Annotated in this window: 23 protein-coding genes; 5 read left to right on the forward strand and 18 right to left on the reverse strand. The window is 57.4% G+C overall.

Annotation, left to right across the window (positions count from 1 at the left end; translation table 11 throughout):
• Nucleotides 1-100: 100 nt before the first annotated feature.
• Nucleotides 101-1,285, reverse strand: coding sequence for a nucleotide sugar dehydrogenase (locus tag SPYCW_RS08180; protein WP_120216374.1), 1,185 nt, complete (start codon nt 1,283-1,285; stop codon nt 101-103).
• 95 nt (nt 1,286-1,380) lie between these two features.
• Nucleotides 1,381-2,844, reverse strand: coding sequence for a protein adenylyltransferase SelO (locus SPYCW_RS08185; protein ID WP_120216375.1), 1,464 nt, complete (start codon nt 2,842-2,844; stop codon nt 1,381-1,383).
• A gap of 98 nt (nt 2,845-2,942) precedes the next feature.
• On the opposite strand from SPYCW_RS08185, the gene SPYCW_RS08190 reads away from it, so the two are divergent.
• Nucleotides 2,943-5,015 carry a polysaccharide biosynthesis protein gene (locus SPYCW_RS08190; protein WP_232014883.1) on the forward strand — a complete coding sequence of 691 codons (2,073 nt, stop codon included), beginning with the start codon at nt 2,943-2,945 and terminating at the stop codon, nt 5,013-5,015.
• A 31-nt stretch (nt 5,016-5,046) separates the two neighbouring features.
• Here SPYCW_RS08190 and SPYCW_RS08195 read toward each other — a convergent pair whose 3' ends face one another.
• The 16 genes from SPYCW_RS08195 to SPYCW_RS08260 all read right to left on the reverse strand — a co-directional run bounded on the left by SPYCW_RS08195 (nt 5,047) and on the right by SPYCW_RS08260 (nt 22,093).
• The gene (locus SPYCW_RS08195) at nt 5,047-6,255 is read right to left on the reverse strand and encodes a DegT/DnrJ/EryC1/StrS family aminotransferase (protein ID WP_120216376.1); all 1,209 of its coding nucleotides are present in this window, start codon (nt 6,253-6,255) and stop codon (nt 5,047-5,049) included.
• Nucleotides 6,249-7,277 (reverse strand): GNAT family N-acetyltransferase, encoded by a 1,029-nt coding sequence (locus SPYCW_RS08200; protein ID WP_145985954.1) that lies wholly within the window; start codon nt 7,275-7,277, stop codon nt 6,249-6,251. The genes SPYCW_RS08195 and SPYCW_RS08200 overlap by 7 nt, the downstream gene beginning before the upstream one ends.
• A gap of 4 nt (nt 7,278-7,281) precedes the next feature.
• On the reverse strand, nt 7,282-7,836 hold the full coding sequence (locus tag SPYCW_RS08205; RefSeq protein WP_120216378.1) for a GNAT family N-acetyltransferase: 555 nt from the start codon (nt 7,834-7,836) through the stop codon (nt 7,282-7,284).
• Between the two features lie 10 nt (nt 7,837-7,846).
• Nucleotides 7,847-8,824, reverse strand: coding sequence for a hypothetical protein (locus SPYCW_RS18795; RefSeq protein WP_145985955.1), 978 nt, complete (start codon nt 8,822-8,824; stop codon nt 7,847-7,849).
• Entirely contained in the window at nt 8,811-9,401 is a 591-nt protein-coding gene (locus SPYCW_RS08210; protein WP_120218189.1) for a sugar transferase, read from the reverse strand. Before SPYCW_RS08210 ends, SPYCW_RS18795 begins: the two co-directional genes overlap by 14 nt.
• A gap of 11 nt (nt 9,402-9,412) precedes the next feature.
• Entirely contained in the window at nt 9,413-10,642 is a 1,230-nt protein-coding gene (locus SPYCW_RS08215) for a glycosyltransferase family 4 protein (protein ID WP_172595453.1), read from the reverse strand.
• Nucleotides 10,639-12,468 (reverse strand): glucosamine 6-phosphate synthetase, encoded by a 1,830-nt coding sequence (locus SPYCW_RS08220; RefSeq protein WP_120216380.1) that lies wholly within the window; start codon nt 12,466-12,468, stop codon nt 10,639-10,641. The genes SPYCW_RS08215 and SPYCW_RS08220 overlap by 4 nt, the downstream gene beginning before the upstream one ends.
• A 71-nt stretch (nt 12,469-12,539) precedes the next feature.
• Nucleotides 12,540-13,664 carry a glycosyltransferase family 4 protein gene (locus SPYCW_RS08225; RefSeq protein WP_120216381.1) on the reverse strand — a complete coding sequence of 375 codons (1,125 nt, stop codon included), beginning with the start codon at nt 13,662-13,664 and terminating at the stop codon, nt 12,540-12,542.
• Nucleotides 13,661-14,935 (reverse strand): O-antigen ligase family protein, encoded by a 1,275-nt coding sequence (locus SPYCW_RS08230; RefSeq protein WP_120216382.1) that lies wholly within the window; start codon nt 14,933-14,935, stop codon nt 13,661-13,663. The genes SPYCW_RS08225 and SPYCW_RS08230 overlap by 4 nt, the downstream gene beginning before the upstream one ends.
• Complete coding sequence (locus SPYCW_RS08235; protein WP_172595454.1) at nt 14,932-16,080, reverse strand: glycosyltransferase; 1,149 nt, start codon at nt 16,078-16,080, stop codon at nt 14,932-14,934. Before SPYCW_RS08235 ends, SPYCW_RS08230 begins: the two co-directional genes overlap by 4 nt.
• On the reverse strand, nt 16,077-17,351 hold the full coding sequence (locus SPYCW_RS08240) for a lipopolysaccharide biosynthesis protein (RefSeq protein ID WP_120216384.1): 1,275 nt from the start codon (nt 17,349-17,351) through the stop codon (nt 16,077-16,079). Before SPYCW_RS08240 ends, SPYCW_RS08235 begins: the two co-directional genes overlap by 4 nt.
• 16 nt (nt 17,352-17,367) lie before the next feature.
• Entirely contained in the window at nt 17,368-18,087 is a 720-nt protein-coding gene (locus tag SPYCW_RS08245; RefSeq protein WP_120216385.1) for a class I SAM-dependent methyltransferase, read from the reverse strand.
• A gap of 2 nt (nt 18,088-18,089) precedes the next feature.
• Complete coding sequence (locus SPYCW_RS08250) at nt 18,090-19,217, reverse strand: DegT/DnrJ/EryC1/StrS family aminotransferase (RefSeq protein WP_120216386.1); 1,128 nt, start codon at nt 19,215-19,217, stop codon at nt 18,090-18,092.
• Between the two features lie 6 nt (nt 19,218-19,223).
• Complete coding sequence (locus SPYCW_RS19135) at nt 19,224-19,799, reverse strand: acyltransferase (protein ID WP_197715671.1); 576 nt, start codon at nt 19,797-19,799, stop codon at nt 19,224-19,226.
• A gap of 12 nt (nt 19,800-19,811) precedes the next feature.
• Nucleotides 19,812-20,783: a Gfo/Idh/MocA family protein gene (locus SPYCW_RS19140; RefSeq protein ID WP_197715672.1), complete on the reverse strand. Its 972-nt coding sequence runs from the start codon at nt 20,781-20,783 to the stop codon at nt 19,812-19,814.
• A complete protein-coding gene (locus tag SPYCW_RS08260) occupies nt 20,780-22,093 on the reverse strand; it encodes a nucleotide sugar dehydrogenase (protein ID WP_172595455.1) in 1,314 nt (437 codons plus the stop codon). Before SPYCW_RS08260 ends, SPYCW_RS19140 begins: the two co-directional genes overlap by 4 nt.
• Nucleotides 22,094-22,541: 448 nt before the next feature.
• Between SPYCW_RS08260 and tnpA the strand changes: the two genes are divergently transcribed.
• Genes tnpA through SPYCW_RS08280 form a run of 4 tightly spaced genes read left to right on the forward strand, consistent with a single transcriptional unit; the run spans nt 22,542 to nt 25,445 of the window.
• Nucleotides 22,542-22,898: an IS66-like element accessory protein TnpA gene (tnpA, locus tag SPYCW_RS08265; protein WP_052182212.1), complete on the forward strand. Its 357-nt coding sequence runs from the start codon at nt 22,542-22,544 to the stop codon at nt 22,896-22,898.
• Nucleotides 22,895-23,242 (forward strand): IS66 family insertion sequence element accessory protein TnpB, encoded by a 348-nt coding sequence (gene tnpB / locus SPYCW_RS08270; RefSeq protein WP_006963110.1) that lies wholly within the window; start codon nt 22,895-22,897, stop codon nt 23,240-23,242. Before tnpA ends, tnpB begins: the two co-directional genes overlap by 4 nt.
• 53 nt (nt 23,243-23,295) lie before the next feature.
• Nucleotides 23,296-24,837, forward strand: coding sequence for an IS66 family transposase (gene tnpC / locus SPYCW_RS08275; protein WP_120216388.1), 1,542 nt, complete (start codon nt 23,296-23,298; stop codon nt 24,835-24,837).
• Nucleotides 24,834-25,445, forward strand: a complete 612-nt coding sequence (locus SPYCW_RS08280) for a plasmid pRiA4b ORF-3 family protein (protein WP_120218190.1) — start codon at nt 24,834-24,836, stop codon at nt 25,443-25,445. Before tnpC ends, SPYCW_RS08280 begins: the two co-directional genes overlap by 4 nt.
• The last annotated feature ends 97 nt before the right edge of the window (nt 25,446-25,542 follow it).

Here is a 25,542-nt window from a genome sequence, read left to right on the forward strand (position 1 = left end):
GCGGCGCAACCGGATTCTACGCGGCCAAAGCCCTGTTTCCCCTTCGCTTCGTCGCATTTTCGTACGCCGTCGTCCGGGACGCGGACGTCCCGCGCAGCTGCTAGGAATCGACGCCAAACAGATCGCGGCTGTAAACCTTGTCCGTGACATCGGCCAGTTCGTCGGTGAACCTGTTGGCGATAATGACGTCCGCCTCGGCCTTGAACGCGGCCAGGTCGCGCACGACGCGCGAGTTGAACAGGCGCTCGTCGTCGATCAATGGCTCATAGACGATCACCTCGATCCCCTTGGCCTTGATCCGCTTCATCACCCCGAGGATGCTGCTGGCGCGGAAATTATCCGACCCGGCCTTCATTGCCAGGCGGTGGATGCCCACGACGCGCGGACCGCGCTTGAGGATTTCCGAGGCTACAAAATCCTTGCGCGTCGTGTTCGACGCCACGATCGCCTGGATCAAATTTTGCGGCACTTCGCGATAATTGGCGAGCATCTGCTTGGTATCCTTGGGCAGGCAGTAGCCGCCATAGCCGAAGGAAGGATTGTTATAGAAACTGCCGATCCTGGGGTCGAGGCAGACGCCTTCGATGATCTGACGCGAATCGGCATCGTGCATCGCGGCATAGGTGTCGAGTTCGTTGAAAAATGCGACGCGCATCGCGAGATAGGTGTTGGCAAACAGCTTGATCGCCTCGGCCTCAGTATTGCCCGTTTGCAATACGGTCGCATCAGGTTTCAATGAGGCGGAAAGCAAAAGCTGGGCGAACTCCGCGGCACGCGGATGCGTATTGCCGACGATGATCCGCGAGGGATGCAGATTGTCGAACAATGCGCGCCCCTCGCGAAGAAATTCGGGCGAAAAGACGATCGCGTCGCTGCCATGTTTGGCGCGCATCCTGTCGGTGAACCCGACGGGAACGGTCGATTTGACGATAATCAGCGCGCCCGGCGCCAACTCCCGCGCATCCGCGATCACCGATTCGACCGAGCTCGTGTCGAAATAGTTGGTGTCAGGATCATAATCGGTCGGCGTCGCGACGACGACGAAATCGACACCGTCATAAGCCGTCGCCTTGTCGATGGTCGCGGTCAGGTCAAGCGCGCGCGTTGCAAGATACTCCTCGATCTCCGGATCGGCGATCGGCGATCGGCGCGCGTTGATTTCGTCCACTTTGCGGCGGTCGATATCGAGTGCCACCACGCGATTATGCTGCGCGAGCAGCACCGCGTTCGAAATCCCGACATAACCTGTGCCGACGACTGTGACTTTGACCGAAGCATTCGGCACTGGCGCTGTTCTCCTGTGATGGTGGTACAGCGCGCTCTAACAGCCGCGACCAGATCGCTCAACTACAGCAGAACGACCGACCGCTGGTTGCGCCATTAAGTGCCGCAAAAGGTTACATGGGGCGCCGCATCTTCGGGTGCAGGGTGCGCATAAACGTCCCATTCCGGGCGATGAACATAGGGGTGCTGCACGACCTCCAGCAACGCATGCCAAGGCGCCATATCCCCTTCCTCTGCCGCAACCAGCGCAGCCTCGACGAGATGATTGCGCGGGATATAGAGCGGATTTACCGCGTCCATGGCATCGGCGCGTTCAAGCGGCGCGATCGCTTCGCGCTCCAGCTGTGCCCACCAGTCGGCGATCCACGGCGCCATCGCCTCGGCATCGGGCAAAAGCGATTGCAGCATATCGCCATCGCCGCGGAGCAGCTGCGCCAGCCCGCGAAAGAAGGAAGTGAAGTCGACGGAATGTTGTTCCAACTCGCCAAACAGCGAATCGATCAGCTTCTCATCATCCTTGTGCGGCTTCCCCAGGCCCAGCTTTGCGCGCATTTCGCTGAGCCATATTGCCCGGAACCGTACGGGAATCGCGTCGACCAGCGCCTTGGCCGCGTCGACGTCGGCCGGTTCGACAGCATGGATCGCGGGCAACATCGCCTCGGCAAAACGCGCCATGTTCCAATGCGTGATCTGCGGCTGGCGGCCATAGGCATAGCGCCCGTTGGTGTCGATCGAGCTGAACGCGGCGTTCACCGCAAAGCGGTCCATAAAGGCGCACGGGCCATAATCGAGTGTCTCGCCGCAGATCGCGACATTGTCGGTGTTCATTACGCCGTGGACGAACCCGACGCCCATCCAGCGCGCGACAAGCTCACATTGCAGGCCAATGACGCGGTCGAGCAGGGCGAGGTGCGGGTTGGCGGCAGCGGCCAGTTCGGGCCAGTGGCGCCAGATAGTGTAGTCGGACAGTTTGACCACATGATCGACACCGAAATGCGCCGCAAAAAACTGAAAAGTCCCAACCCGAATATGGCTGCTCGCAACCCGCGTGAGCACCGCGCCCGGATGCGACCGCTCGCGCTGCACACGGTCGCCCGTTGCCACAGCGGCAAGTGAGCGCGTGGTGGGCACCCCCATTGCCGCCATCGCCTCCGACACGAGATATTCGCGTAGGACCGGGCCGAGCGCTGCTTTGCCGTCGCCGTTACGCGAAAAAGGGGTAGGACCCGATCCTTTGAGCTGGATATCGAAACGAGCGCCGTCGGGCGCGATGATTTCACCGAGGAGTAGCGCACGACCGTCGCCGAGCTGGGGCGAGAATTGGCCGAATTGATGGCCAGCATAGGCCAAGGCGAGCGGGCTGGCTCCGGCGGGAAGCGCGAACCCCGAAAACAGTTGAGCCAGCATTTCGTTAGATGCGCAAGCACTCTTCAGTCCCAATTTCACCGCCAGCGCGTGGTTGATAGCGAGGGACATCGCCTTCGACGGCCTTGCTGCGTCGGCAGGGGCGTAGAACCCCTCCATCTGATCGCAAAAAGTGTTATCGAAAAGGAAATTCATGCCGCGCTCCTGCCGGATTTCTATGTCGATCCTCGACGCAGCTATTGCAAGGCTCGCGGAACCTGCGGGCGCACGGAACAGGCGGCAGGTATCGTGAGATGACCTTGACGATTATCCGCATGATTGAATTTATTGTCCCTTTCTGCCATCCGGCGTCCGCATCATCGGTAATTCGCGGGCGCATGTCCGTGGCGGGTTATGATCTAATGGAAAAAGGCCGGGACATTTCTATGGTTGACGAAACTGCGTGGCAGACCGTCCCGGCGCGAGTGCTTCGTCTTTTGGTTAATCAAACGCGCGACATGCGTCGCTTCGTTGCGGCGATCATGGATGGTGTTCTCTGCATCATGGCGGTCTGGATTGCCTACTCGCTTCGTCTCGGCACGTGGAACCTCTTTTCGGCGCCGGTAATCAGCTTCGCCGGCGTGGCGTTGCTATTCTGGTATCCGATCGCCAGCCTGCTTGGAATTTATCGTTCGCTGATACGTTTTTCGGGTGCGCGCACGGTAGCCGGACTTGCCATCGCATGCGCCACGCTTGCTATACCGCTACTGATCGTATTCGTTGTCTTCCGCTGGCCAGTAGTCCCGCGGACGCTGGCGATTCTTCATCCGATCATCTTTCTGATGCTGCTCGCATCAAGCCGGATCACCATACGTTTCATTTTGCTCGACCTGCTCAACATCATTTCCACCAAGGCACGCCGTGTATTGGTCTATGGCGCCGGGCGTGCAGGACAGCAGCTCGCGCTTTCATTGCGCCACGAAACACAGGTTTACCTGGTCGGCTTCGTGGATGACGACGTCCGTCTGGATGGCCAGAGGCTAGACGGCATCCCGGTGTTTCACACAAACAGGCTCGAAACGCTTCTGTCAGATACCGATGTTGATGAAGTTCTGCTTGCCATACCAAGCGCATCGCGAGGGCGACGCCGCGAGATCATTGAAAGGCTTCAAAAGACTGACGTCTATGTTCGCTCACTTCCAAGTCTAACCCACATTATCGAGGGTTCGGTAACCGTGAACGATCTCCGCGAAATCCAGATCGACGAACTTTTGGGTCGTGAAGCTGTGGCGCCGAACCAAGTTTTGATGGGGAAGACCATCGCCGGAAAGACCGTGTTGGTATCAGGGTCCGGAGGTTCGATTGGCAGCGAACTTTGCCGCCAGATAGTACTGTGCCATCCCAAGAAATTGATCCTGCTGGAGCAATCAGAGTATGCTCTATACTCGATCGAGCAGGAACTGCGGAACATGATGAAGTCCGTCGGCTATGACGTACCGCTGACCATCGAGCTCGCAACCGTTGCCGAGCGATCAACAATGATACGGATTTACCGTCATCATCGTCCCGATACGGTTTTCCACGCCGCAGCGTACAAGCACGTTCCACTGGTAGAAGCCAATCCGATTTCCGGCGTCCGCAACAATGTTATGGGTACACTCCACAGCGTCGAAGCCGCTGAAGCCGTCGGCGTCGCCAATTTCACGTTGATCAGCACCGACAAAGCTGTCCGGCCGACGAACGTAATGGGCGCATCGAAACGAATCTGCGAGCTCATTCTTCAGGCGTATGCAGAAAAGCCGGACGTTTCGACGATTTTCAGCATGGTACGTTTCGGAAACGTCTTGGGTTCCAGCGGATCGGTCGTACCTCTATTCAAGGCGCAGATCGCCTCCGGTGGCCCGATCACAATCACGCACCGCGAGATCACCCGCTATTTTATGACCATTCCGGAGGCGGCTCAACTGGTCATTCAAGCCACCGCAATGGCAAAGGGAGGCGAGGTGTTCGTTCTCGATATGGGCCAGCCGGTCCGTATCGTAGATCTCGCGCGCAGCATGGTTCGGCTGTCGGGCCTTACCGTGCGTGATCGCGAGCAACCCGATGGCGATATCGAAATCATTGAAACTGGACTGCGTCCCGGAGAAAAACTCTATGAGGAACTGTTAATCGGCGACAATCCCGAACCAACTAATCACCCGCGCATTCTGCGGGCACAGGAAAAGCTATGGCCCTGGTCGACGATTACCCAAGCATTGCATGAAATCGACGAGGTCATCCGAGGTAGCGGAAACCCGGTCTTGATGATGGAGATCATCCACCGGCTGGTTCCAGAGTATACACCCGATGCGATTTGGGTTGCACAGTTGACGAAGCGAATCTCATGAATCAACGAGAGCGTTGGCGATACTGCGGATATCAAATGCTGGCTGCGCGCAACACCTCGTTTGTCACCGTGGCGGTGAGCGCCACCTGTTCCTCTGTCAGGCCCGGGTGGACCAGCCACATCAGGCTCGTGTCACCAAGCTCACGCGCCGCTGGCAGTCGCTGAGCCGGTCGAAAACTGGTGTCGTCGAACGCCTTTTCCAGATATACTTCGGAACAACTGCCTTGGAAGCAGGGAACTCCTCGCGCTCCGATTTCGGTTACGATGCGATCGCGATCCCAGCCCTCTGCCAATCGCTCCGGTCGTACATAGGCATAATGCTTGTACTGGGCATGCATACATCCAGGGATTTGGAGCCTCGGAGCGCGAACCGGCCCGTTGCTCCCCGAAAACGGTGCGGTGGCTGCCCGGATAGCATCGGCGTTCTTCTGCCTTTCCGCCGTCCATGCGGGCATGCGACGGAGCTGAATCCGGCCGATGGCAGCCTGCATCTCGATCATCCGCCAATTGGTACCGAAACCCTCGTGCAACCAGCGGAAGCCAGGCGAATGCGACCGTTCATAAACCGCTTCCCACCTCTTGCCGTGATCCTTGAACGACCACATCCTCGACCATAAGTCCCGATCATTCGTGGTGACCATGCCGCCTTCACCGCCCGTGGTCATGATCTTGTCCTGGCAAAAGGACCAGGCGCCGACATGCCCGATCGACCCGACGCTCCGCCCTTTGTAGCGCGCGCCGTGCGCCTGTGCGCAGTCCTCGATCACCTTTAATCCGCTCGATTCGGCAAGCTCCATGATCGGGTCCATGTCACACGGCCAACCACCGAGGTGAACCAGAATAACAGCGCGGGTTTCAGGTGTCAGCACGGCTGCAATTGTCTCGGCCGAAAGATTACCGCTCTCCCGATCGACATCGGCAAAGACCGGACGAGCTCCCGCATTCACGACGCAAGAGACCGACGCAAGAAAAGTCCTCGGTGTGACGATCACCTCATCGCCCGCCCGCCCGCCGTTCACTGCGCCAATACCCAGCCCGTGCAGCGCCAGGTCGAGCGCGACGGTTCCGTTCGCAAGCGCGATCGCGTGTTTGGTTGCCGCCCAGTCTGCAAACTCGCGTTCGAACGCCCGGCATTCTTCGCCCGTCCAGTAATTGACACGGTTCGACCGCAGCACCGCCGCGACCGCCTCGATCTCTTCGTCCGAAAAGTTGGGCCAAGGAGAGAACGGAGTATTCAGCATGGATCGACCTCCCGCAACCCAGCCCTATAGGCAGGGAAAAATTGCGTGCTTTCGCGACTGACTCCATGCGCCACACAAAGAGCCGTATAGCGATCTTCATCCAAGACATGACGCGCGACATGAAACGGGAACAGTAGCGAAGAAAAACCTCTTTTGAACGCGAAGAGCGCATCTTGGCGGGAGCCTACTCCACCACCCAGAACGATCTGTTCTGCACCGAGCTTTAGAGCCAGCGCATGGGCTTTCGCAATGATCGCCTTGGATGCAGCGAGTTGGCGAAACTCAAAAATGCTTCCACTCAGATAATATTGCATGATCTTGCCGGTGACCATGAACATGGACGCCGCGATTTTCCTTCCTTCATATGTTGCGAACAGAAAAAATGTTCTGAAATCATCCGATTCAGCGAGCCGCTTCAGGTAATCCAAATCGAAGAAATAAAAATTGTCCGCATCCAATTTGTTCATGGCTTGGATGTAGATCGCGTGAAAATCACCGACAGCTGATGGGCCGGCCTCGACCAACACTGCGACGCCTTTGGCGTGCGCTTTGGCAATCTCGCGGCGATGACTTCCGCGATAGCCGTTCGTCACGTCAGGATCGGTGCCGACATCAATCACCACGATGTCGCCGAGTACGGTGCCTCTGAAATCCGGGTCCAATTGGCTGGAGAACAAGGGGTGCATGCGGGAAAACAGTGACACGGCTCCGTAGTGCCGCATCGCCTCGATAATCGCCGCAAGCGCCGCGCAGCCATCTGCCCCGGCGGCAACAAGTGGGCCTGCATAACTGTACACGCTCGTGAAATCGAACAGATCGCTATCGCCGATCCTGCGCTTGAGCACCGGCCATATCGCAACCGCTGCCCCTTTATCGTCACGGACTACGAACGCGAGTGGCTCGCCTTCTCCGCGAGCCATGCTGATCTGATGAAAATCGAAGCTATGCGCAAAATCATAGTGGCCAATATTCTCTAAAACACTGCGCCATTCATGACCTCCACCTATTATATCAACCAGCAACTATCTACGCCTCAGGAATATTATTTATCAGATTGTAGTAATCTTCTTTCATTACACCAACCACTACCTTATCCCATCGCCTCCCGCTGCGATAATACCAATTCTTCTTCACGCCCTCTATTTTCCATCCGCATTTCTCTGTATAGAGCCGAATTGATGGCACGTTATACTCGATCATGTCTCCGTCGAGCCTCTCCAGACCAAGCTCATCGAACGAGTACCTCATTATCGTCTTTATAACTTCCTGCGCATATCCTTTACCATGCGCGGATTTTTCACCTAGAAGCATACCATGGAACGCCGTTCTGTTTTGCCAATCGATCGACACAATATTGGCAGTTCCAATCAGTCCCTCACTCTCTGTTTCTATCGAAAAACGCTGGTTCGTGGAGTTAAACGCCAAAGTCTCGAACCATTTCCTTTGATCTCTCTCGCCGATCGGGAAATGCCATCCGCCAAGCATGGATTGAATATCTGGATCGTTCGCCCAACGTTGCAGATAGGGCAAATCTCGCTCCTCAATTGCCCGGAGCGTTATTCTGTCGCCAATTATATTCATCTACATCACCCTATAAATATACAGATAAAATATCGCAGATATACTTTATATCTTGCGCATCGTATCTATGATCTATTGGCAAAAATACAGTATTATTCGAAATAAGGAATTCAAATTCGTTGGTCGAGTCAAGGCCAGGCCAGTAGGTTGGCGTAAACACTTTTTTTTCGATGAGGGATGAACGCACCTCTCTACCATTTTTCAACAGAAGGGGATATGTGAGGGGTACCTGATTTCCAAGATCGAAACCAAGCTCATTGATCCCTAGCGTCTCGGCAAATGCCCGAAAATTTTCGCTCCGTCGCCTGACAATGAATTCTTGGTCGGTCGCACGTGCCAGCGCATGGGTCAAGGCAGACATCGCACGCAATGTCGGTTCTTCAAGGCTATTCTCGGCAGCGAGATAGTCTGACCGCGATCTTTGGGGCTCGCTTCCTACACGTTTCAACAGAAATCGAATGCGACGAAATGAAGCGTCTTCGTCCGCCGGTTCCTGCGAAAGCGTGACAGCCGTTTCTATAAATCCTCCATCCGGAACGGGCAGAAACTTACGCGGCGAATATATGTTGGCAAGGCAGGCGAACGGCGACTGAAAATAGGCTTGTGAATTATCAACGACAACCGCGTCGTGCGGCAATTTGGCCAACTGTCTCTCGATCGAAGCGGCGCATAATCCATAATAGTTGACGAGCAGGATCAGGTCACCATCCTGGAAATCGATCTTCCCGGCCATCTCGAAATCGCGACCAATGGCATAAGGTTCAATCGCACAATCCGCTTTCGCGATGGCCTTGGGAACAGCGTCACATATGTAATTGGGTATGTGGACGCGCCGCGCCCCCACCGCCCTGATTAGCGCGTAAAGACAGGAGCGCGCCGATTCATATCCATATCGTCCGGGCGGCGGAAAATCATGCTCATCAACGATAGCTGAGAAATGCCCGCCGATCGTCTGGAGATCTGCCTGCTGCTCTTCAGTTTGTGCCATCGAACGATTCGACTTCCGCTTGCCCTCCGGCCGCTACCCCGATCCGCATCCCGACAACCTTTGTCGTCATTAGCAGTATCCTTATGTCGAGCCACAGGCTCCGATTGTCGACATACCAAACATCATAGGAAAATTTTTGGCTCCAGGTAAGCGCATTGCGCCCATTCACTTGAGCCCAGCCGGTTAAGCCAGGCCTCACTTCGTGGCGGCGCGCCTGCTCCGGCGAGTAGAGCGGCAAGTATGCCATGGCCAATGGTCGGGGACCGACCAAACTCATCTCCCCTTTCAAGACATTCCACAGTTCAGGCAATTCGTCGAGGCTGGTCGCGCGCAGAAATTGCCCCAATGGGGTAATTCGATCTGCGTCGGACAGGAGATTGCCATCCCCATCATAGGCGTCTCGCATGGAACGGAACTTCACCATACCAAACGGTCTGCCACCAAAGCCGGGCCTGACCTGCCTGAATAGAACGGGACTTCCCATGTTGACCCGGACGAGAATGGCAAGCGCCACCAAAACGGGCGAAACGACGCTGAGAATCGCAAGCGCGGCAACGAAATCAAATGCTCTTTTCATATCCATTGAAACTATACGGCAACCTGCGTCGGCAGCGCAATTTCAAGATAATCCTGCGACAAGCGATTATATGCCCGATTGTCCAACAGCCAGTCACGCCCAGCAGCGCCGAGCGCAGCGCGCTCGGTCGGGCTCATTTCGGCATAGCGGAGGATTTCCATCCGAAGCGCCTCGACGTTTCCGGCAGGCACGTAGGAGCCCCCGCCCGACTCATCGATCATCGACGGATAGCCGGTATATGAGGCAAGGATGGGCCGACCGGCCAGCATATAGTCGATCACCTTGTTAAGCGACTGGCCAAACCTCCACACTGCAGACGCATGGACCGAAAAATAGAGCAGATCGCACCGCTTCAGCACGTCCTGAACCATGGCCTTCGGCACCGCGGGCGCGAAACCGACATTGGGCAGGTCGGCACATAACGTCCGATAATGATCCTTGAGATCGCCGTCGCCGACAATGAGGAAGTAAATCCGGGGATCGTCACGCATGATACGCGCGCAATCGAACAAGGTATCGAGCGCATTGGTGGCACCGATCGTGCCCGCATGGCAAACGACGAACTTGTCCTTCGGAATATGGACGGCGACATAGTCGAGCGGCAGCGTTTCGGCGGCATAAATCCGTGCCGTATCGATTCCCATAGGCACGCAGTGAACCGGCGGCGAAGAGCCGATCTGTTCGGCTACATGCTCCTTCAGGTTCGGCATCGTGCCGACGATGGCGTCGCTGCACCGGTAGGCAAGGCGCTCGACGATCCCTAACGCGGCGACGAACGGATTGCGCGGAGAGAACCCCCCTTCCTCAATCAGCGTGAGTGGCCAGATATCGCGAACCTCGAAGATCAAGCGGCAACCGTATCGACGACGCAGGAGAAACCCGTTGAATATCGTCAGCAGCGACAGACTGGAGACGATCACAGCGTCGGGCTTGCGAAACGCTTGCTTGGGCAACCGCCACAGCAGCCATTCGAAATGAAGCCAACTGAGGATACGCCCCAGCGATTTAGCTCCCCTGTATTTGAGGGTTTGAATCCGACAAACCTCCACGCCGTCCATTTGTTCGGTCTTGTGGAAACCTTCGAAGCCAGGCCGTTCCAGCATATGGCTGGAGTTAGATGTTACGATGATGCAATGATGGCCCTTGCGCGCGATCTCGCGGAGTAGCATGAATGCCCGTTCGCCGACCCGATCGGCGGGGAAACCCACATATTTCGAAATATACCAAAGGCATGCGCTCACTGGCGCGCGTCCCGGTAAAGGCGGGGAATGGCGTTCACGATGCCGATCGTCTCTGCGAAATCGAGTCCGACCGCGTCCAGATACCATTTGACGTTTGCATAGCGCGGCCGATTCTCGTCCTCGATGAGCACCATCGCTTCCTGCCGGGTCATCTGCCCTTCGCGGATCTGGTTGCTGCGGAAAGTGTCGTGCTCGGTAAAGCCCGCTACGGTGTGATACACATAGTTGTAGAAAGCGGCGGTGCCATCGCCTATTCGCCAGGTCGTCGCCGTATCCGGGGCCTTTTCCCAATCATACATTGCCAGGCACTGATCGACGAGCGGCTCTTCCCATGTCCAATAGTCAAACACGTGAAAATAGTCGGTCTTCGCGTGGAAGCTACGATAATACTCGCCCAGCAGCGTGTCTCCTAGCGAGCTGTTGAAGTAGCCCGGGCTGCGGATCATCGCCTTGAAACGCAGATATTGATAGCGCAGTTGCTTCATCGTCCCGCTGCTATAGACCTTGTCTTCCTCGAAATCGGGAGGAACATTCAGGAATCCTGTCTTGAAGTGGGTCGTCTCGAGCGAATTGACGCCCCATAGGTTGAGCGAAATGCCGGTCTGCTTTTTGACCGTCTCGACATGGCGGAAGAAGTGCTTGTCCCCCGCCATTAGGATGTTGATCATTCCTAGATCGGGGGCCTTTAGCCATGCAGTCAGATTCTTACGAATATTGTCGCGTTTCTTCGCAATGTCGGCGGCGACGATGATATTCTCAACGCCGAGTTCCGCACACATCCTGCTGATGTTGCGGCGGCCAAGGTCCGTCACCATTCCCCAGTCATAGGTATAGGTGATCGGCTTCATCTCGAGCTCGTTGACGATCAGGTGCAGAGCATAGCAACTGTCGCGCCCGCCCGAGAAGGGAACGACGCAGTCCGCGCCGACAGCGCGACGATACGGCGCCACCAGATCGAAGAGTTCCTGCTTGGGCTTCGGTGCATTGCGCAGCCTGTAGTTGGTGCAATAATTGCACACGCCCTGTTCGTCAAACCGGATGAACGGCATCGTCTCCGGCAGGACGCAGCGCGTGCATCGGCGCACGTCGGGCTTCGTATCAACGAGGAGTTTTTCCTCTGAAGAAGACAGGATCAAATCGGGTATGAGGTTCGTCCCCCGCCCCTCCTTGTCAGACACAATATAGGCGCCATCGGACACCGGAATGTCGATGACCCGCCCTTCTTCACGAACCTGCTCGATATCGAGGCATCCGACCTGCGTGAGGGGATAGGATTCCGAAGCAAAATAGACCGCATCGCCTTTGCTACCTACATAGAGACTTCCATTGTTGGAGAAGAGACACAGTTTTCCTAGCCGGGGAAGCGTCAGCGCGCATGCGACGACCCCCTTGCACAAGCCGAGGACAGCGGCCGCGATGCCCCCTACCGTGCCGCCCTGCCGCAGATGCCGCGCGGCGATCGCCGGAATCACCTCCGTGTCGATCTGCAGATGACGCTGCTCGCCGATTTCCTCCCAGATCGCTTCGTGATTGACCACGATACCATTGTGGAGAACGCATATATCCTCGCGCAGCACGGGCTGGTTGTCGCCAAGCCCGTTGGTGATCAACCTGCTATGTCCCATGACAACCGGCGTACCGTACGGACGAGATTCAGTCAGAAGCCGAGAGATCGGGAAGTCGGCGCGATGCACATGATAGGTGTCGTCGCGAAGGAACAGCAAGCCGCTGGAGTCGCGGCCCCGCTGCTGCGCGTAGCGGGTCAGTTCAACCAGATCGCCTTTGGGCCATGAAGCAGCCGAGATGATTCCAAAAATACCGCACATGAAATAATTTCTCCGTTGGGGCGCAAAGCCGCCATATGTTCGGCAAGCCCCGACCTGTTTTCCGTGAAGCCTTACGAGATGCCGCCAACTCCGAGTTGCCGACGATAGAAACCGATGAGTGTGGCCGATTCCCGGTCCCAGTTATACTCCGCCTCCACCGCAAATCGCCCGCGCTCTCCCATCGCCTGGGCATCCTCGGGATGTTCGATGATCCAAGTCATCGCCGCCGCCATTGCATCGACATCGAGCGGATCAACAAGAAGTCCGCACCCGGCGCTCTCTACGATTGATCGCCAAAGTGGGCAATCGGTCGCGATCACGGGCAAGCCCGCGGCCATGTACTCGAAGAGCTTGATCGGTAATGTGAGCATCTCGTACGCGATCGGCTTAATAACGACCAAGCCGCCCCGTACGTTACCTAAAACATCAGCGACTTCCTGCCGGGAAGCCCAACCATCGAACCGCACCGATTGCCATTCGGGCATGGCGCGTGCACTCTGCTCCATTTCTGCAATCGCGAACTCGCCAACAAGCCGGAGCCGCGCCTCCGGATAAGGCAATCGCGCGGCAGCTTTCATCATGCCAGAGATGTTTCGCCCCTCCGAAATATAGCCAACGTAGGCAATCTCCAGAGGGCGTTCGCGCATCGGAGTGGCGTTTGGAGTATGCAACTCCTCCAGCATTGGATAATTGCGGACCAAGGCAGTTTTGCTGGGCGGAAAACGGTTCATGATCGTCGTCGTCGGCACTATAAGCCCGTTGATCAGCCGCGCCCCGATCCATTCGGCGAGACTGACGAAGGGTGGGAGAAACCGCCGCGCAATGACAGGCAGAGTGGGATTGAACCTTACCTGTCGAGGCACATCTTCATGAACGTCGTAAACGACCTTGATCCCATATAGCCGAAGCAGGATCGCCCAGGGGAGAAGCTCAGGATCGTGAAAATGCGCAACCTTTGGCCGCGCGCGCGCGACCGCGCGGAACATCCGCCAGCCGCCGAGCGTCATCCGGGCGATGCGACGCAGTCGAGGACCGGTGTCCACGATCCGATAGCCGTCGGCGACATCGATTTCATCGCCCAGCCCATCCTGCACATACAAGCTTACGTCGCCGAATTGACGTGCCAGCGAGGACACTTCCTTCGACCGAATCCGGGAGTCGTCACGCGGATGCACGGTGGTAAAATGGATGATCATTGCGGCATAGCTACCTTAATTGGCTGTTTGGCCGCATCGGCCGGGTCCGATAGCGTGTTGTTGTCGAGAAATCGACACCCAACCCAGAGAAGCGCGATCGCGAATTGAATCGATGATGCGGACAAGGGGTTGCTGCCCGACGAAAGCAATAGTGGCATTGCAATAGTCATGCCCGCCACAAATGCGGTTGTCCGGTTCACAACACGTGCCGAACTGATCGCAATCGCCGGCCCGACAAGCAAGAAACCGAACAAGGCAATCCCGATAATACCGTTCTCTGCCAGAATTCTGGCCAACGCGTTATGCGGATTGGCGAAGCCATAGGTCGCGCCGAAAAAACCACCTGTCCACATCTCCGCTTCAAAGCCGCCAGTTCCGATGCCCAACATAAAGGTTTGGAAAAACATAACGATCCCGCTCCAGATAAGCTGGAGACGGATAAAGCCCGATACGTCCAGGCTCTCAACTTGCGCGGACAGCGCCAAAGCTAGCACCATCATCAAGCCGCTGCCGATTAGGACTACTTTAACGAGCAGCCCCACAGCCATTGGCCTCCGCATCTTGCCGATGGCAAGACACACAACGACAAACAAAATGATTGAGAATAAAATAATTCGAGATTCAAGCAAATCGCATACATACAAGACAGTTAAAAAGTATGCCACGTACAAAAACTTCGATATTATCGATTTACCTTCCCAAATAACGAGAGAGAAGAAGCATATCGCAAGATGAACAGTAAGATCGTTTGGATTATCAAATGTAAACCACGCGATCCCTTCTTGTATGTATAGCTTCGACATGTCGAAATCGGCAGAATCCTGTATGGAAGATCTAAAAAAGTGATTACCAGTCTGGCTTTCATATATCGAAAGAACTGTAATAATTGCACCAAAAATTGAAATTATTTTACAGAAAGCGGTAAAGTCTTCTCGATCCTTTACAACATTTTCTATAACATATATAAGCAATAGGAGCGTAATGAGATATGACGTTTGCTTTATACCAGTTAGCAGATCCGGCGTCCAAGCTAGGGAGACCATCATCCACACGCTCAGCGTGGCCGCGACGGCGATCGATCGCCCTGGCCAGCGACTGACCGACGAAAAACCGACCGTAAGGAAGAGGCCGATCGCCATAAGAAGGACCAGGACGCGAAAGACGCTCGCGCCCAAACCCTCTCCTCCCGGAACCACGAGGACGGAAGAGAATATCTGCGTTACCGCGATCAACCCCAATGCGAACCGCCGGTATATAGGGACCAGGTTCATTGATACGTCTTCCTGATGGCGGAAGTCACACTCGATTCGTGGAAGTGGTCATGTGCATATTGGGCGATCGTTCCAGCTCGCCCGGTCCACAAATCGGGGTGATCCAGAACATCCTGTACCGCAATCCGCAGCGCCTCAATGTCTCCGACAGGGACCAGTTTACCCGTTTCGGGGGTCACGAATGTCTCGGGGCCCCCGCACAGCGTAGTTACAACAGGCACCCCGAGCGCCATTGCTTCGGCCAGCACAACCCCGAAGGTTTCATAGGATGACGGGTGAAGAAACAGGCGAGCGTCGGCTAGAGCCCGCATCGCTTCAACATGAGTCAAGTTACCGTAAAATTTGGTCCGCACCCCGCCGCGCGCGGCTAGGGCTTCAAGCCTTGCCCGCTCTGGACCATCACCGATAATTCGATGCTCGATCCGCCCCTTCATATCTATAGGCAACTGAGACAAAGCCATGATCGCGTCATCAAACCGTTTGTGAGAAGCCAATACACCGATAGAAACAACAATTATTCCGTCCAGCATATTCCTATTCGGTTTTCGTAGCGAAAAAACGGAATCGCGCACCACGTTTGCGATCACCCGCACATTAGCGTCAGGGCATATATCCAAAATACGGTCAGACAATACTTTTGATACAGCAATAACGCAGTGAGCATCACGGTAGACCGCCCTTGCTACGGCAAGCTGCGTGCCTGTTTGCCCCCCGTTCAGGATAGCCGTGGAGTGTTCCGTAACGACGTACCGTAAGCCGAATTCCGCTGCGATCTTACGCGCGGCAGGGCCGGACTCCAGCGCCACATGTGCGTGCAGTATGTCGGGTCGCCCTCTGGCTTTCACATAAGCAGCAAATCGATTGCGAAGCATAACCATGGCCAGACGAGGCAAAAGCGCATTCATGCCAGGGACGTTCCAGCTCTTGAAGCCGAACGCCGGGATCGGGAGATCCAGCTTCACAAAACCGGGAAGGCCGCGAAGGGCCCGATCGCTTTTGAAACTGCGCAACCCCTGAATTCGCGAGAAGATCAGCCCCACATCCAGACCCGCAGCACGCAGCGCGGCACACTGTTCGACCACGAATATCCCCGACATTCCGTCAATATAGGGATGCCAGGTCGAGAGATGAAGAACATGAGTCATCCGCCGGTACGCTGGGGGATAGAGGCTTTCAGCGCCCATAGCCGGCGCAAGGCCACAAGATTGTAAATAAAGATCGCAGATACCTCCACAGCGACATGAAGCATGAGAATCGTAGCAATGTCGATTTCGAAAGTGGCGAGGCTATAGATCGCGGTCCTGTAGCATGCCGCCGCCACAACAAAACGCCATTGCTCGCGTTGCATCGCCAGTTTTAGGTACACAGTACTCGTCGGCGCGCTCACAAACCGAACAAACAACAGAATCGATAGATAACTTGCTATTCGCCCAGCTTCGTTCCAGCCCGCTCCGAACGCTACTCCGAAAATGACATCGCCACCAAATAAAATGGCCCCGAACGGAATGATTCCAATCAACGCCATGGCCATCCATATCCGGATCATCATCGATTGCAATGCCGTGGGATCATCCCCGTAGCGCCCCATATATTGCATGAACACCTGGGCGACCGCCTGCCCTGCCACGGCGGCAGGGGCTGACAGCATCATTAGAGCAAGCCCGTAGTGACCGGCCACCGTCAACGACATGAAGGTTCCAATCAGGAATACCGGGGCTTGGTTGGACAGATTGTCCAGCACTTCGTTAGGCATGATATACCGCGGATAACGCCAATGACGCCGACCAAAAGCGCGCAGAGTTCTGGGTTGCAGATCGCGCCGCAACGAACCGCCCAACAAGCGCCAACGAAGACCGGCTGTGAAAAGCAGAAGCCAGCCAAGGATGGTTCCGATGATCAGGCCCGGTACGGCCTTCAGACTAGCCATGCCGACCTGGATCGTGCCCGTCAGTAGGCTCTGACCGACCTTGAAACCGGCATATCCCCGAATTCGATCTTCCCGAAGACTCGAATAGAGAAATACTTGCGCACCAGCGCCACAAATCATGAAAGTCGGCAGGAACAGTATCAGGTCAGAACCCGTCAGCGGCAAAAGAGTTGAAAGCCCCGCTAGAACCGCCAACATGCCTGCGACCGAAACGACGATGGCCATGCCGAATGCAAGGACGAACACCATCACTGCGGCCTGTCGCGCCTCACGATCTGTTTTCTCGAGAATGATGACGCGGTCGAAAGCCCCGGTGGAAGCCGCAGCGAGCACCGAGGCGCATCCCATAAAGATAGAGTAATGACCATATTCGGCCGGCGCATACAGCCTGGTAAGGGCAAACGAAAACCCCAGGGTGATGGCCTGAGCCACGACCGTGCCCGACATCAACATGGATACATTGGCCAGGAACCGACGTTTGATCGACATATGAGATGTTACTATTTTAATATGGCTTTTTCAGTATGAGGCAAATGATGTCGCCTTTTGCTTTCCCACCTGCGAACGGACGAAACAGCGATCCCAGTATCGACCCTAGCGTTGTCGATAGACGTTTCGAAACAATGATCCACGGAAGCGGGCAGACCGACTGTGCATCCAGTATTTCGGCACCCGCACCTTTGCTAATCAGGAAAAGCTCGTGGAACGTCAACGGGTTGATATGACCGGACCCTTCATAATCCCCCTTTTGGAAATGCGCAAAAAAGCCCGTGAAAAGAAATTCGACTCGTGACTGTACAGATTCAGCATTGGGTGTCGTGATCATGACGACACCGCCGGGTTTCACGAGTGACAGAAGAAACCTGGTGTATTCCCATGGATTTTCGACATGCTCTATGACTTCCATCCCAATAGCTACATCGTAGCGGGCTTCGTGCTCCGTCCGAAACGCCTCGATGTCACTTGCACTGTCAAAATCAACACAGACGAAATCAATATCCTTTGCCCGGAAGTCATCATGGTTCTTATCGATGGAGGTTACGTGATAACCCGCGTCGCGGAGGCGAGCGGCGAAGGCGCCTTGCCCAGATCCGACATCGACGACTTTCGCGCTAGGAGGGATTCGAGTGCGCAACAGGTCGAAGGCTTCGCGATGCAGCGTCGGATTGGCACGCATCAGGATGCCGTCATAATAGGCGAGCGGAGGGGTACCGAACTGGATCATCCCTAACAACCGGCCTTTGCGATGGCAGCACACACCAACTCCTGCTGTTCCGCCGTCAGATAGGGGTGCATCGGCAGGCTGAACACCGTTTTCGCAAGATCGGTACAGGTCGACAAACCGGCGGGATCGGCCGGATAGTTCTTGTAAGCGCCTTGCTGATGAAGCGGCATCGGATAGTAGACGACGCTAGGAATATTCTGCGCCTTCAGCGCCGACATCGCAGCATCGCGCTGTTCGGTCGACGCGGCGCGAAGCGTATATTGCGCCCAGACCGACCGCATCTCGTTAGGGATGTACGGAACTTGGAACCGCCCGGAAAGCAAAGCCGAATAGCGGCGCGCCACCACCTGCCGTGCGTCGAGCTCGTCGGCGTAGATCGCCAGCTTTTCGAGAAGGATCGCGGCTTGCAGCGTATCGAGACGGCTGTTCACGCCGATGCGGACATTGTCATATTTGTCGCTGCCCTTGCCGTGGACACGAAACGATCCGATCAACGCCGCCAGCTCGTCGTTGCTCGTGAACACCGCGCCGCCGTCGCCGTAACAGCCGAGGGGCTTCGCCGGGAAGAAGGACGTCGTGGCGATGTCGCCGATGCTACCCGTCGTGCGATCCTTGTAAGTCGCGCCGAAACCCTGCGCGCTGTCGGCGATGATCCACATGCCGTTTTCGCGGGCGATCGTCTCGATCGGCTCATAGTCAGCAGGAAGGCCGAACAGGTCCACCGGGATGATGCCCGCCGGACGCAAACCCAGCTCCTTGGCATGGACGATCGCGCGCTTCAGACTTTTCACGCACATATTGAAAGTCCGGCCATCGACATCGACGAACACCGGCGTCGCGCCGACGTGCGGGACGATTTCCGCCGTTGCCGCGAAGGTGAAGGAAGGACAGAAGATCGCGTCGCCTGCCTTCGCGCCAAGCGCCATCAGCGCCAGATGCAGAGCATCAGTACCATTGGCGCAGGTCAGCGCGTGCTTCGCACCACAAAATTCCGCCAGCTTGCCTTCCAGTTCGCGCACTTCGGGACCCATGATATAGGCGCCGCCCGCAAGCACAGCTTGGATACGTACGTCGAGCTTGTCCTTGATCCGCGCCTGCTGCGCTTTGAGGTCGATAAATTCGATCGTCATGATAGTTCAACCTTCAACGAGGCGCAGCGCGCCATCGATTTCTTCATATTTCTCGCCCGTACGCGGGCACACCAGCGTCTCGTCGAGGCGCTCGCCCGTGCGCGACACCCAGCCGATGCGACGTGCCGGAACACCTGCGACCAGCGCGAAAGGTGGCACGTCGTGTGTGACCACCGCGCCAGCAGCAACCATACAATATTCCCCTAGCCGGTTTCCGCAGACAATGGTGGCATTGGCGCCGATCGTCGCCCCCTTTCCCACCGGGGTGTTGCGAAACTCGTCTTTGCGCTCCACAAAAGCGCGCGGGGTCAGCACGTTAGTAAATACGCAAGACGGCCCGCAGAACACGTCGTCGGCCAGCGTAACTCCCTTGTAGAGCGCGACATTATTCTGGATCTTGCAATTGTCGCCGATCGTGACGTGCGGTCCGGCCATCACATTCTGGCCCAGCGAACAGCGCGCGCCGATCTTGGTATACGGTAGCACATGGACGAAATGCCAGATGCGCGTGCCCTCGCCGACCGAGACGTTTTCGTCGACGAAGGCGCTCTCGTGTATGGCGGCTTTGGGATGGATCGTCATGGTCGGCCTTTTCTACGATGCAGAAGTCAGCGCATCGGAGGCGCGGCGCAATACGTTCAGCACCGCAAGGCCCTCGACCCCATCGGTCAGCGGCGGCGTCCCGTTCGCGATGCTATCGAGGAAATGCTGGCACTCGTTGCGAAGCGGCTCTGATTTTTCTACGATGATCGCCTCGGCTGCGGCCGGATGCGGCGTCGGCACGGCGCCATCGCGATCAATAAAGTGGCGATAGAGCCGCAGCTTGCTATCCCAGTCGGACGCCGAATCCTCGAACACCAACATCCCTTCGCTGCCGATGGCGACGAGGCGCTGTTCCTTGAACGGATGCAACCAGCTTGTCTGGATATGGCCTTTGAGCCCGTTGGCAAAACGGAGCTGAAGCAGCGCCCAATCTTCGATACCTGGGGTCACGATCGCCGCGCCCTGCGCCGTCACGCCGGTGCATTCGGCATCGACGAGCGACAGGATCATCGACACGTCATGCGGGGCAAAAGACCAGAGGACATTTTCTTCAGTCCGGAATTTGCCCAGCGACATGCGGTTCGAATAGACATAGCTGAGGTCGCCGATGGCGCCCGAACGCACCATTTCGCGCATCTTTCGAAAGATCGGATGATATTGCAGCAGATGCCCGACCATCAGTCGCCGGTCATGCCGCGCCGCGACGTCGATCAGCTTTTGGGCGTCGTCCAGCGAGAGGGCGACCGGCTTTTCCACATAGACGTGCTTGCCGCTTTCCAGCGCGCGGAGCGCGAGCGCCGCATGTGTTTCGGCGGGCGTAGCGAACGACAGGCCGTCGATCGCCGAATCGGCGAGCACTTCGTCGAGCGTCGCGATCCGCGCGCCCGTCGCCCCTGCGATTCGCTCGGCGGTCTCGCGATGATCATCGACGATCGCATCCAGAGCGCCAAGCTCGGCGAAATTGCGCGCGAGATTCTTGCCCCAATAGCCGCAACCAACGTGGGCGATACGAAGCTCCCTCATGCACGCACGACATTCGGCAGGGAAAAGTCGAGCTTTCCGCGCGTATCGATCACCAGACGCGCTTCACGCGCGACGAAATCATAGTCGACATCACTGTGGTCGGTTAGCAACAGTACTGCATCCTGCGCGCGAATATTTTCCGCGGTCAGCGCCATCGACGATAGATCGAAAACATGTTCCCGCATCTCTGGGAAATGCGGAAGATTCGAATCGCTATATGCTACGTCCGCACCTAGGTCGCGCAGCAATTCCATAATGAACACCGAGGGGCTTTCACGCATATCATCAACGTCGCGCTTGTAGGCGATACCCAGCGCGAGAATCTTAGCGCCTTTCACGGCCTTCCCGTGTGTGTTCAGCGCACCGATGGTCTTGTCCACGACATATTGTGGCATCGCGGCATTCACTTCGCCAGCGAGTTCGATAAAACGCGTATGCAGTCCGAACTCGCGCGCCTTCCAAGTCAAGTAGAAGGGGTCGATCGGGATGCAATGCCCACCTATCCCTGGCCCGGGATAGTAGGGGGTGAAACCAAATGGTTTGGTTGCTGCGGCATCAATGACCTCGAAAATATTCAGGCCCATCTTGTCGGCCACAACCTTCATCTCATTGACGAGACCAATATTCACCGAACGATGAATGTTTTCGAGCAGCTTGACCATCTCAGCTACCTTCGTCGAACTCACGGGTACGACACGGTCGATGAATGCGGCGTACAGCGCCATGCCTAACTCGAGACAGGTCGGGGTATGGCCGCCTATAACCTTGGGAATCGTCTGCGTATCAAAGGAGGCGTTGCCAGGATCCTCGCGTTCGGGGGAATAGACAAGGAAGAAATCCTCACCAACGCTGAACCCAGCTTTTCCGATGTACGGCAGCAATACTTCTTCGGTAGTACCGGGCCAAGTCGTACTTTCAAGCGACAATAACTGCCCTTGGCGAAAATAAGGCAGCAGATTCTCCATCGTCGAAGTGACGAAGCTGAGGTCCGGCTCTCGATAAAGGTTGAGCGGCGTCGGAACACAGATAATCAGCGCGTCGCACTCGGCCGATCGACTGAAGTCAGTCGTCGCTTCAAACCCCGCAGCAAGCATCTGAGCGATGTCTTCGTCGCTGAAATGCTTGATCGGGCTGATACCTGCGTTCAGTTCATCGACCCGCTCTGGCAGGATGTCGAAACCCAGCACGGACAAGCCTACCGCCGAAATTCTTTTCGCTAGCGGAATGCCAACGTACCCAAGACCAAGGATGCCGACGCGCAGACGCTTTGCCGCAACGCCATCGAGAAAATTTTGCATGAGGAGAGTCATCGAGACCTTTCGATTGGAGAGCCCCCCCTATGGAAGGAAGGACTGATTCGCAATCCTTTCCCGGCCCAGCACATAATTCAGCAACGGGCTCCCAGTTGGGCCGCGTCTGGTCTTTGGACAGCTTGTGTGGCATCATTACGGTCGGGAACGAAACGAGGTGACTTGCGAAAAATCCGCAGCGCTTATTGCAACGCTATTTGGCGGTCGTAACTCTCATTCATCGGCTTGCTATCAGCGATTTTTTCCATCGCCAAGCGCTGTCGCCTGAGAAGTGCAACACATCACGCGGATGCTGCTACGTAGGCCTATCGTAACCGTGGTGTGAAGGCCGCCTTGCGGGACGGCGTTCCGGGGTGCTGATAGCCGCTCTTTGCGAGGAGCGGTGATGAGCGAGGATATCGGAGCGGCGGGAGCGAGTGCTCTTGTGACTGGTCATATGAGTGATCGTATGAGCAGTCGGATCGCGGTCGTTGGCGGCCGTCGCCGTTGGTCGGTGGATCAGAAGCTGTCGATCCTGCGCGAGGCATTTGGCCCCGACGGCTCGGTCTCGGCGACATGCCAGCGGCACGCGGTCGGCAGCGGGCTGCTCTATACGTGGCGCCGACAGGCCCTGGCTGGCGATCTGACGGGAGCGAAGCGCACGCCGGCACCCTCGTTCGCCGAGGTGGAGGTGTCCGTTCCGGCCCCGGCAACGGCAGGCAGCGGCCAGATCGGGATCGAGCTGCCGTCAGGCGTGCGGCTCACCGTCGACGCGGCGGTCGATGCCGATGCGCTGGCACGGGTGATGTCCGTCCTTGCCCGATGATCCCGTTACCGCCGACGACACGGATATATCTGGCCTGCGGCGCCACCGATATGCGCAAGGGGTTCGACGGCCTCGCGGTGCTAGTGCAGCAGGTGCTGGAGAAGAGTCCGCACTCGGGCGCGCTGTTCGCGTTCCGCGGCAAGCGCGGCGATCTGGTCAAGCTGCTCTGGTATGATGGCCAGGGCCTGTGCCTCTTCTCGAAGCGCATGGACCGTGGCCGGTTCGTCTGGCCGATCACCAAGGCGGGCAAGGTCAGCCTCACCGCGGCGCAGCTTTCGATGCTGCTCGAAGGCATTGACTGGCGGCGTCCCGAACGCACCGCGGCGCCCTTGCTCGCAGGGTAAAAAGTGGCGGATTAGTGAGGGTTTTACTGGCATCGCGGAGCCACTTTTGCTAGATGTTCCGCGTGTCGGAACCAGCCTCTTCCAGCATCGACAAGGACGCCCGGATCGCCGAGCTCGAAGCCGCTTTGGCGGCGCGCGATACGCTGATCGACACCCTCCGCCACCAGCTCGCGCAGCTTCGCCGCATGACCTTCGGCCAGTCCTCGGAGAAGCTCGCGCTCCAGATCGAGCAGCTCGAGCTGGCCCTCGAAGAACTCGAAGGCGAGGCTGAGGTCGCCGACAGCCGAACGAGTGAGCGGGCACCCGCCGAACGGGTATCGCCGGTGCGCGCATTGCCCGATCATCTGCCGCGCGCGGAACGGCGGATCGAGCCCGAGGCCGGCAGCTGCACCTGTCCCGATTGCGGCGGCGCGCTGCGCCCGCTTGGCGACGACAGTGATGAGCAGCTCGATATTGCCCCGGTCCAGTGGCGCGTCATCCGCACCGTGCGGCCCAAGTATAGCTGCCGCGCCTGCGACAGGATTGTCCAGGCACCGGCGCCGGTGAAGGCCATAGCGCGTGGCAAGGCCAGCTTCGCGACGCTCGCCCATGTCGTCGTCCACAAGTTCGATCACCATCTCCCCCTCTATCGCCAGGCAGAGATGATGGCGGCGCAGGGCATCGACATCGATCGTTCAACCCTCGCCGGCTGGGCGGGCCAGGCCGCGCATCTGCTCGATCCCATCGTGAGCCGCATCCGCGAGGAAGGACTGAAGGCCGCCAAGCTCCACACCGACGACACGCCGGTGCCGATGCTCGTGCCCGGCAAGGGCCGCACCGCGCAGGCGCGGCTCTGGGCCTATGTCGTCGATGACCGCGCATCGGGCGCCGCCACCCCGGCGCTCGCCTGGTATCGGTTCACCCCCGATCGCAGCGGCATCCATCCGCAGAGCGAGCTGGGGTCGTTCACCGGCCTTCTTCAGGCCGACGGTTATGCCGGATATGACAAGCTCTACCAGGGCAACGGCATCCAGGAGGTCGCCTGCTGGGCGCACTTCCGCCGCAAGATCTTCGAGTGCCACCAGACGAGCCCGACGCCGCTAACCACCGACCTGCTCGATCGCATCGCCGGGCTCTACCGGATCGAAGAGGACGTCCGCGGCCAGCCGCCTGATGTCCGGCGCCGACACCGGCAAGAGCAAGCAATGCCAAAGATCGACGCGCTTCGTGGCGTGATCGACGACGCCCTGCGCCGCCTATCGCCCAAGTCGGCGATGGCAAAGGCGCTCGCCTATGGTCGCAAGCGCTGGGACGCGCTGACCCGCTACATCGACGAGGGCATGGCGGAGATCGACAACAATATCGCCGAGCGCGCCATCCGAGCGATCGCGATCGGGCGCAAGAACTGGCTGTTCGCCGGATCGAAGGCCGGCGGCGAACGCGCCGCCGCCATCTACTCCGTCATCGAGACGGCCAAGCTCAATGGCGTCGAGCCGCAGGCCTATATTGCCGATGTCATCGAGAAGATCGCCTCAGGCTGGCCCGCCTCCCGCTGGGACGAGCTCATGCCGTGGAACTGGACAGCACAGACCGCACCCGTATGCATGGCGGCATGACCGATCAGATCGCCCGGATTCGCATAACGCTCGAAGACATGAAGCCCGCCATCTGGCGCCGTGTCGAACTTCCCGTCACCAACAGCCTCAAGACCCTGCACCTCGCGATCCAGGCCTGCATGCTCTTCGAGAACTACCATCTGTTCCAGTTCGACATTGGCGATGCCGCCTATGGCATCCGCTTCGATGATGACGATGCTTTCATGGTCCGTACCCGTGACGCTGCCAATATGCGCATCAGCAAGCTCGCCGAGCGCGGCATCACCAGCTTCACCTACACCTATGATTTCGGGGACAACTGGCGACATCGTATCGAGATCGAAGAGATCTCATCCACCATTCCCGGCACCAATTACCCCCGCTTCGTCGATGGCGAACGGCGAGCCCCGCCCGAAGATGTCGGTGGCACACCAGGGTTCGAAGAGTTCCTTGAGGCCATGTCCAAGCCGCGTCATCCCGAACGCAAATCCATGATCGAATGGTATGGCCGACCCTTCGACCCCGCCGATATCAGCCCCGACGAGATCAGCGCACGCATGGCAAAGCTCGCCAAGCGAAGGGCGCAGGGAAAAGCCGCCTACGCCGACGCTAAATCCCGCGACAGCTAATCGATGGCGGTTTCCTGACCACGCTTACGGCCTATCGCCAGTTAGCGATAGAATAACGCCATTCGATTTCCGTTTGCACGAATACGAACAATCGATC

This window comes from Sphingopyxis sp. EG6 (assembly GCF_003609815.1).
In the GTDB taxonomy this organism is placed as follows: Bacteria; Pseudomonadota; Alphaproteobacteria; order Sphingomonadales; family Sphingomonadaceae; genus Sphingopyxis.

Excerpts from the sequence above, each read along its gene's own strand:
- SPYCW_RS08205 (WP_120216378.1), bottom strand. The coding sequence starts at position 7,836 with ATGAATATAATTGGCGACAGAATAACGCTCCGGGCAATTGAGGAGCGA.
- SPYCW_RS08190 (WP_232014883.1), top strand. The coding sequence starts at position 2,943 with ATGACCTTGACGATTATCCGCATGATTGAATTTATTGTCCCTTTCTGC.
- SPYCW_RS08245 (WP_120216385.1), bottom strand. The coding sequence starts at position 18,087 with ATGATCCAGTTCGGTACCCCTCCGCTCGCCTATTATGACGGCATCCTG.
- SPYCW_RS08280 (WP_120218190.1), top strand. The coding sequence starts at position 24,834 with ATGACCGATCAGATCGCCCGGATTCGCATAACGCTCGAAGACATGAAG.
- SPYCW_RS08210 (WP_120218189.1), bottom strand. The coding sequence starts at position 9,401 with ATGAAAAGAGCATTTGATTTCGTTGCCGCGCTTGCGATTCTCAGCGTC.
- SPYCW_RS08235 (WP_172595454.1), bottom strand. The coding sequence starts at position 16,080 with ATGACTCATGTTCTTCATCTCTCGACCTGGCATCCCTATATTGACGGA.
- SPYCW_RS19135 (WP_197715671.1), bottom strand. The coding sequence starts at position 19,799 with ATGACGATCCATCCCAAAGCCGCCATACACGAGAGCGCCTTCGTCGAC.
- tnpB (WP_006963110.1), top strand. The coding sequence starts at position 22,895 with ATGATCCCGTTACCGCCGACGACACGGATATATCTGGCCTGCGGCGCC.
- SPYCW_RS19140 (WP_197715672.1), bottom strand. The coding sequence starts at position 20,783 with ATGAGGGAGCTTCGTATCGCCCACGTTGGTTGCGGCTATTGGGGCAAG.
- SPYCW_RS08185 (WP_120216375.1), bottom strand. The coding sequence starts at position 2,844 with ATGAATTTCCTTTTCGATAACACTTTTTGCGATCAGATGGAGGGGTTC.
- tnpC (WP_120216388.1), top strand. The coding sequence starts at position 23,296 with ATGTTCCGCGTGTCGGAACCAGCCTCTTCCAGCATCGACAAGGACGCC.
- SPYCW_RS08240 (WP_120216384.1), bottom strand. The coding sequence starts at position 17,351 with ATGTCGATCAAACGTCGGTTCCTGGCCAATGTATCCATGTTGATGTCG.
- SPYCW_RS08260 (WP_172595455.1), bottom strand. The coding sequence starts at position 22,093 with ATGACTCTCCTCATGCAAAATTTTCTCGATGGCGTTGCGGCAAAGCGT.
- SPYCW_RS08250 (WP_120216386.1), bottom strand. The coding sequence starts at position 19,217 with ATGACGATCGAATTTATCGACCTCAAAGCGCAGCAGGCGCGGATCAAG.
- SPYCW_RS08230 (WP_120216382.1), bottom strand. The coding sequence starts at position 14,935 with ATGAACCTGGTCCCTATATACCGGCGGTTCGCATTGGGGTTGATCGCG.
- SPYCW_RS08225 (WP_120216381.1), bottom strand. The coding sequence starts at position 13,664 with ATGATCATCCATTTTACCACCGTGCATCCGCGTGACGACTCCCGGATT.
- SPYCW_RS08220 (WP_120216380.1), bottom strand. The coding sequence starts at position 12,468 with ATGTGCGGTATTTTTGGAATCATCTCGGCTGCTTCATGGCCCAAAGGC.
- SPYCW_RS08195 (WP_120216376.1), bottom strand. The coding sequence starts at position 6,255 with ATGCTGAATACTCCGTTCTCTCCTTGGCCCAACTTTTCGGACGAAGAG.
- SPYCW_RS18795 (WP_145985955.1), bottom strand. The coding sequence starts at position 8,824 with ATGGCACAAACTGAAGAGCAGCAGGCAGATCTCCAGACGATCGGCGGG.
- tnpA (WP_052182212.1), top strand. The coding sequence starts at position 22,542 with ATGAGCAGTCGGATCGCGGTCGTTGGCGGCCGTCGCCGTTGGTCGGTG.